This is a genomic window from Pantoea sp. USMM079 (assembly GCF_037153115.1).
GTDB lineage: Bacteria > Pseudomonadota > Gammaproteobacteria > Enterobacterales > Enterobacteriaceae > Pantoea > Pantoea communis.
Genome location: NZ_JBBCKX010000001.1, coordinates 337,420 through 349,844, shown reverse-complemented (window position 1 = coordinate 349,844; position 12,425 = coordinate 337,420). Strand labels below are relative to the sequence as shown.

Here is a 12,425-nt window from a genome sequence, read left to right as displayed (position 1 = left end):
CGCTCCTTACGCCACTGCCGTCTGTTTTTCGTAGAGGAAATGTAGGATCTGCTGGCGTAGCTGGTGATAGCGCGGCTCATCGGCCAGCGCCACGCGTGAACGCGGGCGCGGCAGATCGATAGCAAGGATCTCGCCCACCTGCGCCGCCGGGCCGTTAGTCATCATCAGCACGCGGTCCGACAGCAATACCGCTTCATCCACGTCATGAGTGATCAGCACAATGGTGGTTTTCAGCTCCTGCTGGATGCGCATCACGCTGTCTTGCAAGTGGGCACGCGTTAAGGCGTCGAGCGCGCCGAATGGCTCATCCAACAGCAGCACGCGCGGTTTCATCGCCAGCGCACGCGCAATACCGACGCGCTGCTTCATGCCGCCGGAGATTTCCGAGGGGCGCTTGTGCATGGCGTGGCTCATCTGCACACGATTGAGGTTGTGTTCGATCCACTCGCTCATCTCGCGCTTGTTCATCTGCCCTTTAAACACCTGCTGCACCGCCAGCTCAACGTTCTGATAGGCGGTGAGCCATGGCAGCAGCGAATGGTTCTGAAATACCACCGCACGCTCGGGGCCGGGGCCGCTGATTTCGCGGTTCTCACACAGCAACACGCCGCTGCTCGGTTGAGTTAAGCCGGCGATCAGGTTGAGCAAAGTGGATTTACCGCAGCCGGAGTGGCCAATCAGGCTCAATGTTTCACCTGCGTGGATATCGAAGCTAACGTTATCGAGTGCCAGAAATTCACCGCTGGCAGTGTTAAAACGTTGACTCACCTGCTGTACGCGAATAATCGGATTCATCATCGGCCCCTTATTTATCCCAGCTAAAACGACGTGCCAGCAGCATCAGTGCCTGCTCCAGCAACAGCCCAATCACGCCGATCACTACGATGGCGATCAGGATGTTTTCCACATTAAGGTTGTTCCACTCGTTCCAGATCCAGAAGCCAATCCCGAGACCACCGGTCAGCATCTCGGCGGCGACGATCACCAGCCAGGCGATGCCCATCGACAGGCGCATCCCGGTGAGCACGGCGGGCAATACCGCCGGGAACAGGATGCGGCGCATCACCGTCCATTCGTTGAGTTGCAGCACGCGGGCGACGTTGAGGTAATCCTGCGGGATGCGCTGCACGCCCTCGGCGGTGTTGATCACCATCGGCCAGATTGAGCAGATGAAAATGGTCCAGCTGGAAGCGGGTTCCGCACGCTGGAACAGCAGCAGGCCAATCGGCAACCACGCCAGTGGGCTGACCGGACGCAGCAGCGCGATGATTGGGTTGAACATGCGTGCCACAAAGGTGAAGCGGCCAATCAGGAAACCGGCTGGGACGCCCACCAGCGCTGCCAGCCCAAAACCCACCGCCACGCGTTGCAGCGAGGCGACGATGTTCCAGCCAATACCCTGGTCGTTTGGCCCATTGTTGTAGAAAGGATCAGCGAACAGCGTGATGGCTGCCTGCCAGGTGGCAAACGGCGTTGGAAAGCCTTTGCTCGACATTGATGCCAGCTGCCAGACAAACAGCAGCAAAATCACACCGCAACTCGCCGGGATCAGTCTTTGTAGCAGCGGTTGCAACCAGCGCTGACGAGCGCGCGGTTTCTGTGGCACGTTAAGCGCAATAACCTGCGCCGGTTGAGCGACGACAGGCGTCGCGGGTTTTAGCGTGCGGGCTTCAGATTTCATGCTGACCTCACTTAACTGCGTTTAATGGCAAAGCTGTCGGCATAAGCGGCGGGGTTGCTGCCGTCCCACACTTTGCCGTCAGTAAGCGTGCTGCTGCGCATTTCACTGGACGGCACGGAGACGCCTCCCACTGCGCTGGCGGCTTGTTTGTAGATGTCGATACGATTGATTTGACGGGCAACGGCAGCGTAATCGGGAGCGGTCTTCACCATGCCCCAGCGCTTCATTTGCGTCAGGAACCACATGCCATCAGAGATCCATGGGAAGCTCACTTCGCCATCGTGGAAGAAGCGCATGGCATGCGCGTCCTGCCATTTCTGGCCGAGACCGTTTTCGTACTGGCCGAGCATGCGCCCTTCTAAGGTTTCAACTTTGGTGTTGATCCATGCGCGCCCGGCTAATACGGCGGTGGTCTCTTTGCGATTTTCATCAGAAGCATCGATCCAGCGTGCGGCTTCCAGCACCGCTGCCGTCATGGCGCGCGCCGTGTTGGGGTTTTCTTGCACCCATTGCGCGCGAGTGGCGAGGATTTTCTCCGGATGATCGGGCCAGATTTGCTGCGTGGTGGCGGCGGTAAAACCGATGTTGTCGCTGATGGCGCGCTGATTCCATGGCTCGCCCACGCAGAAGCCGCTCATGTTGCCCATTTTCATGTTCATCACCATCTGCGGCGGCGGCACCACCACGGTGCGCACATCCTCAAACGGATCGATACCGGCGTTTGCCAGCCAGTAATAGAGCCACATGGCGTGGGTGCTGGTCGGGAAGGTGTGCGCAAAGGTGTAAGTGCCTTTCGCCTGGCTGGTGATCAGCTTTTGCAAGCTGGCGGCATCGGTGACCTTTTGCTCTTTAAGTTGATTGGCTAAGGTGATGGCCTGACCGTTGTTATTCAACGTCATCAGGTTGGCCATGTCGTGTTGTGGCCCTGCCACGCCCAGCTGTAAGCCGTAGATCATGCCGTACAGCGCGTGTGCCGCATCCAGCTCGCCTGCAGTGAGTTTGTCACGCACCGCCGCCCAATTGGCTTCTTTGCTCGGTTGCAGCGTCAGACCGTACTTCTTATCAAAACCTTTTACAGAAGCCATCACCACCGGAGCGCAGTCAGTGAGTGGAATAAAGCCCACGCGCACTCTGCTTTTTTCGGGCGCATCTGAACCGGCAGCCCATACCGCATTGCGTAAGCCCGGCAGTAAATAACTGCTTCCTACCACCGCGCTACCCAGCAGGAACTGACGACGTGAGACTGAAAACCGCGTTTTACTCATCATGCGCTTCCTGAAAAAAAGAAATAAAAAAAGGCGTCCTCCCGCATGTCGTCAAAACATGGGGCCGGACGCCTTTATCCAAAGCACTCGCTTCACCGCCGTTGGCGAAACAAATGCGCAATGTCAGTGGAATATTGCAAAGCCTGTGCCAGAAAATTTTTTACTGCAAAATCAATATTAGCGCGCCATTGAGCCGTGAATCTGACTCCGCTTTGCACTGCCAGGACGCATAATACGCACAAGCTTTGTGCAACTACCTCCTTCGGGTTATGGCTTCAGCGTGGCCGCTACAGCGAGGATCGCCTGAGCAATATCCAGCATGCGTTTGTTCTGATTCATGGCACTTTTGCGCAGCGCTTGCCACGCTTCCTGCTCGCTAAAACCGTGCTGCTGCATTAGCCATCCTTTGGCCTGGTCGATGACTTTTCGCTCATCCAGAGAAGCACGCATGGTGGCTAGTTCATCCGCCTGTGCCTGTAAGCGTTGCGCCTGCTCGCGAATCAGTGACAGCACAGAGCGGCCGAGTTGGGGGGCGAGACCGTTACTGTCCAGTGTGGTTTCCTGCTCACCCAGCCAGCTGGCGCCAGCGACATACAATGAGAAACTCGCGTCCTCATTGATCGTCAGGTGCTGCGGTTCAGCTTGTTCACTCGCCGCAATGGCGCGCTGGCAACACGCCATTAATGTGCTGCAGAGTTCATCTTCAATCTGTTTCATCTGATCGAGACGTTGGCTCAGCAGCGTGAACCACTGCAGCACGCCATTCTCACCGCACTGCGCGCCGGTGCAGGCAATACGCCTCAGACGCTCAATCTGGCTGTCCGCATCCGCCATCACTAGCCATCGCTGCTGATTTTGCGCATCCGCGAACTGACTGAAGGTCGCGAAGCTTTTCTCCTGAGCAGCGATCAACATTTGAATCCGCTGGCGCTGTTCCGCGGTAAACTCCCCGGCAGCAAACCCGGCTGAACCGGTAGCGCGCTCCTGCCCCGCCAACTCCTTACCCTGCATAAAGCTAAAGAGCGCAATCAGCGCGCGGGAAATCTCCGGCTCACTGGCCGTATCGGTGGCTTCGAAGACCAGATTAAGTAAGGTGCGGATAATGTGATTAAAGCCCTCCATCGCCTCTGCATGGCTGCACTGCCCCGCCCGTATTTGCTGGCGTAACGATGGCAGGCTCTCTAACGACTGCAGCGCTGCGGCAATTAGCATACAGAAACGGCTGTAACCCGGCTGCGCCACCGCTTCCGGCAGGACCATAAGGGCATTTTCCTGTCGCTGCTCTACCTCAAGTGCGCGCGCATCCAGCTCATCGCCAAACAACCGTCCTGCGGAACAGATCCAAATGTTGCTGGCACCGCGCTCACGTTGTAGCACGTGAATTAACTCACTGATGGTGAGAATCTGTTCGCCTGTGCGCAGAAGTCGTCGCAGGCTGGCAATTTCGCTGGCGCGGCTGGCGCGCAAATATTCTAAAGCCCGGCTCATAAGGTTCTCTTGAGCAAAATAGACATAACGACTTTAAGCAAAAGCCGTGCCGGACTGACTTCAAAGCTGGCGGAAATGTGCGCGGAAATTCCGAAAGTAAGAAAATTGTTTACTCGCGCAATCTTTTTTTAACCTTAAGGAAAGATTAAGAATTCTTACCATTAATCAGGCACCTTTCTGAGTTGCTTCGGCTTTATCGCTTGCGTTTTACGCTTACGCGGGTAAATAAGTAAACTTAGCTTATCTATCACTAAAGGCACAGGTTTTTTATCCCCCTGATATGCGCTATTTTCGCCCGGTAGCACGGGTTTTCTCGCTATGCAATGGATTGAATTCTCAAAAGTCTTAGGTAGACTGAGCACAGTACTATCTTTCTGTAATCTGACTGTTTTTTGATGGCTTTCCCGCTGCATACTCTGCCCGCCTTAAATGCGTGTGCCACATATTAATCTGCAGCTAATCTGATGAAATTTGAGGTTCATGGTGAATAAGAGTCTGTTGCTCACTCTGCTGGCAGTATTGACATTGGCGGGTTGTAAAGCGCCACCACCGCCGATGACTGATGACACCCTGGTCACCAGTGAGGTAAATGGCGTCAAGCTGGTTCACCGTCATGCGGTGGCAGCGCCAGGCGAATTCACGCCGGTTAATGAGAGTTTCCGCGCACTGTATGCGGCGTCGGTGATGACCACGCCAGATTATGGCGGCAAGGTCGTTCGTTATCTCGATAACGCTAAACCATTTGAAGTACTAGGACGTGTCGAACACAGTTGGTTAGCCGTTGCCGATGAACCCAATGGACAGCTGATTGGTTACATCCCGCCGAAAGCCGGGGTTGAAAGTAGCCGTTATGACGCCACCCTGCGTAGCGACCGTCCACGTCCCCGCCGTACTAAACAGGTCTGCGTGGCCGTTGGCGGAGCCAGCAAGGCTTGCCGCACCAACGATACCGCGACCTGGATCCTAGACTGATAATGCAATATGGCGCAGATTGTCCACAGCAAGGTCGCACTCTGTGGACGCTCCCTAGCGCCATTGCCAGGAAAAAAGATATTTAATGACCCAGGATTCTGTTGTCCGCGATGGCATTGTCGCGGGCAACGATAACCTTTTGCTTAATGCCGCAGCACCGATATTGAATGCCGTTGTCCGTATACGGCAGGCTGCTACGCATGACGATCCCGCCGGTTTACGCCAGTTACTCATTGAAGAGATCCGCCAATTCGAACATCGCTGCAAGCAAGCCGGTTTGCCGTTTGAGATGATTATTGGTGCGCGCTACTGCTTATGCAGCGTACTGGATGAAGCCGCCGCACAAACTCCATGGGGTACGCGCGGTGTGTGGTCAGGGAACGGCATGCTGGTCACTTTCCATAATGAAAGCTGGGGCGGCGAAAAAGTGTTTCAGCTACTTTCCCGCGTCTCGCAAAGCCCGCAGCAACACCTGTGGTTGCTGGAGCTGATTCATTACTGTCTGCTGCTGGGCTATGAAGGACGTTATCGCGGCAGCGATGCTGGCCGTGCGCAGTGTGAAGGGATTCGTAAACGTCTCGCTCAACTGATTCAGGAAACGCGCCCGTCGACCACGAACCCGGCCGCGCCGCTGGTGGAAGTGCATCCCCTGGTCAGTCGCTTAACCCGTCCGATGGTGCCGCTATGGGCCTGTGCGATGTTAGCGGCCCTGATTGCCTGCCTGATTTACAGCGGCCTGAACTGGCGGCTAGGCAATGCGGCTGAGCCGCTGCTGCGCGCCATCTATCAAACACCGCTGCCACAAATTATGCCCGGCCGTCGCCCTACCTCACCGCAGGCATTGCTGGATTTGCATCAGCGTTTGAATGATGTGATCGCCGCCGGTCAACTTGAAGTCAGCGATGGCGCCTTTGGCAGTAAAGTGATCATTCCTGCCGATAAACTCTTCTCCCCTGACGGTACCGTGGTCAATCAGGTTGGTCGCGCGCTGTTGGCGCACGTTGCCAGCGCCATGAAAACCGTTAAAGGCACGGTACTGGTGTCGGTGTATACCGATAACAGCCCGGTGGATGGGCGTTTTGCCTCAAGCTATGAATTTTCCTTTGCGCGCGCACGCGCCGTGACCCAGTTGCTAAACCCGCAACTGGCGGAAGGGCACAGTGTGAAAGCGGAAGGCCGCGGCGACAGTAATCCGCTGCTGCCAAATGACAGCAATGAAAACCGCGCGCGCAACCGCCGTGTGGAGATCACCCTGTTTGCCGCACCGGAAACCCTTGGCAATCATCCAGGAGGTGAGTGATGCGCGCATCGCTGCAACATCTGTTAACCCACCGCCTGCTGTGGAGCCTGATTGGTGTCACTGCCTTAAGCTGTGTGCTGTGGATGCTCGGCCCGCTGTGGAGTTGGGGAGACACCCGCCCCCTTGAGCCGGTGTTTCCTCGTCAACTGCTGGTCGGTTTGCTGTTCTTCTGCTGGGTGCTGTTCCAGTTTATCCCGGCGATCTGGCGCGGCTGGTTCAACAGTAAACTCCTCAACCGTTTACAGGAGATGAGTCACGAAGAGCTGTCCGATCGTCAGGCCACTGATACGCTGCTGGCTCAGCGCTTCAGTGAAGCAGCGCTGCGCCTGAAACGCACACAGTTTGGTCGACGTCATCAACAGAACTGGCTGGCCCGCTTTCAGAGCCACTATCTCTACCAACTGCCCTGGTATGTGATGATTGGGGCGCCCGGCGCGGGCAAAACCACCGCCCTGCTCAATGCCGGACTGGAGTTTCCACTAACTGATAGCCTTGGCAAAGCGGCGATTCGCGGCGTCGGCGGCACGCGTCACTGCGACTGGTGGTTTACCGACAGCGCGGTGTTGATCGATACCGCAGGGCGATATGCCCTGCAGGAGAGCCAGCGTGCACGCGACGGCGCTGAGTGGCAGAGTTTCATCAACCTGCTGAAACGCTATCGCACCCGCCAGCCGATCAACGGCGTGATCATGACCATTAGCGTTGCCGATCTGCTCACCGATTCCGCGGAAGCACGTCACGCACAGGCCAGCGCGTTACGTAGCCGCATGCAGGAGTTACACCAGCAAACCGGTATCCATTTCCCGGTGTATGTGATGGTGACCAAGACCGATCTGCTGAAAGGGTTTTTAAGCTTTAACGACGGCCTGAGCAAACCGCAGCGCGACGCCATCTGGGGATTCACCTTCCCCTGGGAACCGGGTAAACCGCACAAAGATGACTGGCATAACAGTTTTAGCCAGCAATATCAGCGTTTGGAACAGCGCCTGCAGCAGCAACTGCCCACGGTGATGGCGAATGAACGCGATCTCACCCTGCGTGCTGACTGTTTCCTGTTCCCACAGGAGTTCAGTTCGTTAAGGCCGTTGCTGAATGAGTACCTGGATGTGGTGTTCTCGCGCCATGAGGATGAGATTGCCTGGTCAGCGCGCGGCTTATTCTTTACCAGCGGGACTCAGGAAGGCTTACCGTTTGATCGCATCATGGGCGAACTCAACCGTAAGCTTCAATTGCCACATACCGGTGAAAGTAGCCTCGCCACCTGGGATAGCGTCACCCGTAATAACCCCATCCCCGGCAATAAAGGCCAGAGTTTCTTTATCCGCGACCTGCTGAGCGATCTGGTGTTCCGCGAAAGTGGCTTAGCGGGCAGTAACCGCCATTGGGAGTACCGCAACCGCCTATTCCACTGGATTGGCTACGGTGCGCTCACTGGCGCATTGCTTTTGCTCTCCGGTTTATGGCTGGCCAGCTATGTCCAGAACCAGCAATATCTTAACCAGGTCGCCGAGCGTATTGAGCCAATGACTCGTCAGAGTCAGCAGGTGATTCATCAGCCAGCCGATAATATCTTTGATCTGCTACCCTTCTTAAATAACCTGGTGAAGCTGCCGTTGTCGGAGCGCTTTTCCCTCGACAATCCACCGCTTAGCATGCGCGTGGGTCTCTATCGTGGCAACCAGGTAAGCGATGCGGCATGGGTGCTTTATCAAAATGCGCTTAAGTCTCTACTGTTACCGCGCGTGGCCCAGCAAATCACCAATTTGCTGCGTGATGACCCCGGTAACGACAATGAATACAGCCGCAATGCGCTGCGTGCCTATCAGATGTTGTATCAACCGCGCAATTATGACGGCGAATTCCTGCGCGCCTGGCTGATGCAGAATCTTCAACGCAATCTGCCAGATGATGTCAGCGCCCGGGATTTGCAGCAGCTTGACTGGCATCTTAGCCAGCTTCTGGATCAGCAGATTCAGTCGTCGCCTTATGCGCGAGATAACGCACTAATGATGCGCAAGCTTGCAGAAAATCTGAAAATTGCCGGTGCGAATGGCAGTTCGCTGGCGATTGCACCACAGCGGGTTTCGCAGCGATTGACCGGACACAGTGAGTAATGGTGAGGTAACCATGGCGACGCACACCGCGCCGGGTTGGTACGGCAAATTACCGGCCACCGGCGATTTCCTGCGCCAGCGCCTGAGTGAGAATACCGTGACGCCCTGGAGCCATTGGTTTCAACAGGGGCTCATGCACTGGCATCAGCAACCCGATGCCTCCACTCAGCTGTTTCTGCGCGCACCTGTCTGGAATTTTGTTCTGCCGCTGTCGCCGCTACGTCAGCAGGTGCAGATGGGCTGCCTGCTGCCTTCGTGCGATCGCGTGGGGCGCAGCTGGCCGCTGCTGGCTTTGCGGAGTTTTCCGCTCAGCCACTGGCACAGCGCTCAGCTGGCCATGTCGGGCGACTGGTTTCAGGAGTTGGGGACGCTGCTACTGCGCGGCGTGCGTGACCGGCTGAACCCGGATGCGCTGGAGCAGCAGATGCAACGCGTCACGCCGCTGATGGTCCCGGATAATCAGCGCAGCGATATTATGGATGTGATTGGTTTTGATGATCTGCCCTGCACGCTGAGCTGGCGTGAAGTGGCGGATAAATTTGATCCCCAGCAGCATATTAGCTACTGGTGGAGTAATCGCAGTGACGGTTTTGCCCACGCCACACACAAACACAGTGGGCCGCTCACCGCGCAACTTTTTGCGTTACTGTTTAACCCGGCGGCAGGTGCACAGCCGGGACGCAACGGCCTCTATCCACCCATGTTTGAATGAGCCGCAGCGTTTTCCTTGTTAACAGGATGACTCATGCAATTTACCATTGTGCAGTGCAATACGGATGTGCCAGCAAAGACGGTTGCTTTTAAACCGCCTGGGGGAACCATTGGCCGCAGTCAGGATAACGATCTGGTGCTGCCTGACGAATCGCGCGCCATTTCACGCTTGCAGGCGCTGGTGCATATCTCCCCGGAAGGTGAATGCCGCCTGACCAATCAGGGCAGCGTGACCTCGGTGGTATTGAACGGCGTGGCGCTACAGCGTGGTTCACAAGTGCAATTACAGCATGGTGATGCACTGCAAATCGGCGATTATGGCCTTGAGGTGCGCGATCCTGCCTGCCAGAGTACCCAGCATGATGACCCGCTCACGTTCTTCGCGGACAGCACTGCCGATCCTCTCGGTATGCAGCAGGCATTCGACAGGGTGCCGGAACCCACTGCGGCGCGTCCGGAGCGCCTGACTGACCCACGCCTGGGTATTGATCCACAAAGTGATGCCCCTTCGGCTCCCGCCACGTTGCCGCATGCCGATCAGGACAAGCTGCTGGCTGCGCTGCTGGAGGGCATGGGATTGAACAATGGCCATCACACGACGATCACCGAAGAGCAGATGCGCGTGACCGGCCGCATGCTGAGCCTGTTCTCGCAAGGCACTGTTGCCCTGCTCTCTTCCCGTTCGATCCTCAAGCGCGGCGTGAAAGCCGATATGACGATGATCCTCAATGAGGCCAACAATCCGTTTAAAATTTTGCCTTCGGGTAAGACGGTATTGATGCAGATTTATCAGAGCCAGATGCCCGGTTTTATGCCGCCAGAAGCGGCAGTGCGCGATGCACTGGTGGATTTGCAGGCGCATCAGCTGGGTATGATCGCTGGCATACGCGCGATCATCGCGGCGATGCTGCAATCCTTCAATCCGCAACGGCTGGAAGAGGAAGCACGTAAAGATGGCGTGTTGCCTAAGCTACCGTTTAACGGCGGGCGTAAAGCGGCCTTGTGGGATTATTTTTCACGCCACTATCAGCGCACTGCCGGTGAAATTGAAGATGACTTCCATACCCTGTTTGGTGAAGCTTTCCTGCATGCGTATGACATGGAAGTGAATCAATATAAAGATTCCCAGACTCGGACCGAAGACGCATGAAAATGATGTTTGCCAGCCGTTGCCAGCAGGGAATGCGCGATGAAAACCAGGATCGCACCGGAGCCGAGCTGGATGAGCACAAAGCCTGCTTTCTGGTTTGCGATGGCGTGGCCGGTTTGCCTGGCGGTGATAAAGCGGCGCAAATCGTGCGGGATACGCTGCTGACCCAGTTACACAACAGCCCGACGTTCACACCCGAGAGCACTCGTGCAGCGATTGAGCACTGCCAGCAGGTGTTGCTTGAGGCGCAGGGAAAAAATCCGAAATATGCTCGCATGAGCACCACGCTGGCCGCGCTGTTTATTGACCGCGAGACACAGCGCGCATGGTGGGCGCATGCTGGTGACAGCCGGGTTTATCACTTCCGTCATGGGGTGTTGAGTCAAGTGACGCGTGACCATAGTCTGGCCCAGCAACTGCGCGAAGCAGGCTATGAAAATACCGGAATTAACAGTAATTTACTCTATAATGCGCTCGGCGTTGAGCCTGCACGTCCAGCCACCTTTAGTGAAGTGATTTCATTGACGGATGGCGATGCGTTTCTCGTCTGCACCGACGGGTTCTGGCTCAATCTGACCACTCACGAGATGGAACAAGCCCTGCGCATGGTCAATGCCTGCGAAGAGTGGCTGACTTTGATGGAACAAGCCGTTAACCGCAGTGTAAAAAGCGACAATCTCAGCGCTCTGGCCATCTGGATTGGCGAACCGCAGGAAGCGACGCTGCTTTATTCCCAGGCTGATGCGGCACGTTTTCTGCCGACACGTTATTGATCCCAAGGACCCTTATGAAAGTGTGGTTGCCGGGCTTAGCGACCCTGTTGCTGGCTCTAAATGCGCAAGCTGATGATTATCGTGTGGTCTATTCGCCGAGTCTGTCGCTTGAAGTCTATATCGATAATGTGGCCAGCAATTCACCCAACGACTGGTGCAAAGAGACCTTGCCGTTGCGTATTGTTTCCGGCAAAAGCACTGATTCCAGCATTCTGACCAGCTTCCTGCCGCGCGTTGGCACGCTGCTGGCGAATCAATGCGGCACGCTGGATGAAATCCCGTGGCAGATGACCAATAAAGACGGCAGCGTGCTGGCCAACGGCAGCGCAGCAAAATTACAGAACTGGCGACCCATCGTGATTAACGATGCGACCGCCAGTGCCAGTGCCAGCAATGCCGCCCCGCTGGATCTCTCACGCCCGGCAGACAGCACACCATTGCAGCACTTCACCCTACCAGCGGGTTGTCATTTCCGCACCTCCTGGGACGAAAACGGCGACTCGCTATTTATTCCGGATAACCCGCAGCAGCACTGCTCCACGGATGGCTGGCTTGGAGGCCCGAGTGAATTAACGCTGATGAGTGGTGACAAAACCCGCTCGCTGGCGGTGAATTTCTATCAGGGCTACCCCATTGCCAACCTCAAGCTCAGCGGCCCGGCACTGGAAGTGGTGGCGGTGAACAAACAGCGCATGATCGTGACGCGTCCGGACGCCGAAGAGAGTTGGTTAGTGCTGCCGTTTGACAGCCAGCAACATGTCTGGCGCTTCACCGGCAATCTGCTGATTAAAATGGATAAGACAGCAGGTCAAGACAGTGACACGGTGAAGAGTCGGGTTGAAACCTTACGCGGCGTTTGGTCGTCGCAGTTTATGCCACAGCAAAAAGTGACTGTGTTACTGATTGACACCCTGCATGCGGATCTTGCCGATCCGGCGATTGGTGCCTGGCGTAACATTAATTAATTAGCG

Annotated in this window: 11 protein-coding genes; 7 read left to right on the top strand and 4 right to left on the bottom strand. The window is 56.2% G+C overall.

The annotated features are described in order from the left end of the window. Positions 1–6 precede the first annotated feature (6 nt). The 4 genes from WFP70_RS01610 to WFP70_RS01595 all read right to left on the bottom strand — a co-directional run bounded on the left by WFP70_RS01610 (position 7) and on the right by WFP70_RS01595 (position 4,434). Positions 7–795, bottom strand: coding sequence for an ABC transporter ATP-binding protein (locus WFP70_RS01610; protein WP_097116841.1), 789 nt, complete (start codon positions 793–795; stop codon positions 7–9). A 10-nt stretch (positions 796–805) separates the two neighbouring features. After that, positions 806–1,681, bottom strand: coding sequence for a nitrate ABC transporter permease (gene ntrB / locus WFP70_RS01605; protein ID WP_337022411.1), 876 nt, complete (start codon positions 1,679–1,681; stop codon positions 806–808). A gap of 11 nt (positions 1,682–1,692) precedes the next feature. Beyond that, entirely contained in the window at positions 1,693–2,946 is a 1,254-nt protein-coding gene (locus WFP70_RS01600) for a CmpA/NrtA family ABC transporter substrate-binding protein (protein WP_337022723.1), read from the bottom strand. Between the two features lie 267 nt (positions 2,947–3,213). Next, positions 3,214–4,434: a nitrate- and nitrite sensing domain-containing protein gene (locus WFP70_RS01595; RefSeq protein WP_337022410.1), complete on the bottom strand. Its 1,221-nt coding sequence runs from the start codon at positions 4,432–4,434 to the stop codon at positions 3,214–3,216. A gap of 480 nt (positions 4,435–4,914) precedes the next feature. On the opposite strand from WFP70_RS01595, the gene WFP70_RS01590 reads away from it, so the two are divergent. The 7 genes from WFP70_RS01590 (at position 4,915) to WFP70_RS01560 (ending at position 12,419) form a co-directional block, all read left to right on the top strand. Beyond that, positions 4,915–5,406 (top strand): SH3 domain-containing protein, encoded by a 492-nt coding sequence (locus WFP70_RS01590; protein WP_176505716.1) that lies wholly within the window; start codon positions 4,915–4,917, stop codon positions 5,404–5,406. 85 nt (positions 5,407–5,491) lie between these two features. Then, the gene (icmH, locus tag WFP70_RS01585; protein WP_034828609.1) at positions 5,492–6,706 is read left to right on the top strand and encodes a type IVB secretion system protein IcmH/DotU; all 1,215 of its coding nucleotides are present in this window, start codon (positions 5,492–5,494) and stop codon (positions 6,704–6,706) included. Continuing rightward, positions 6,706–8,820 carry a type VI secretion system membrane subunit TssM gene (tssM, locus tag WFP70_RS01580; protein WP_058960206.1) on the top strand — a complete coding sequence of 705 codons (2,115 nt, stop codon included), beginning with the start codon at positions 6,706–6,708 and terminating at the stop codon, positions 8,818–8,820. Before icmH ends, tssM begins: the two co-directional genes overlap by 1 nt. A gap of 13 nt (positions 8,821–8,833) precedes the next feature. Further along, entirely contained in the window at positions 8,834–9,532 is a 699-nt protein-coding gene (gene tagF / locus WFP70_RS01575) for a type VI secretion system-associated protein TagF (RefSeq protein WP_034828605.1), read from the top strand. Between the two features lie 33 nt (positions 9,533–9,565). Further along, on the top strand, positions 9,566–10,681 hold the full coding sequence (gene tagH / locus WFP70_RS01570; RefSeq protein WP_283215316.1) for a type VI secretion system-associated FHA domain protein TagH: 1,116 nt from the start codon (positions 9,566–9,568) through the stop codon (positions 10,679–10,681). After that, positions 10,678–11,454, top strand: coding sequence for a PP2C family protein-serine/threonine phosphatase (locus WFP70_RS01565; protein ID WP_045816028.1), 777 nt, complete (start codon positions 10,678–10,680; stop codon positions 11,452–11,454). The genes tagH and WFP70_RS01565 overlap by 4 nt, the downstream gene beginning before the upstream one ends. Positions 11,455–11,468: 14 nt before the next feature. Continuing rightward, positions 11,469–12,419: a hypothetical protein gene (locus tag WFP70_RS01560; protein ID WP_337022409.1), complete on the top strand. Its 951-nt coding sequence runs from the start codon at positions 11,469–11,471 to the stop codon at positions 12,417–12,419. Positions 12,420–12,425: the final 6 nt, after the last annotated feature.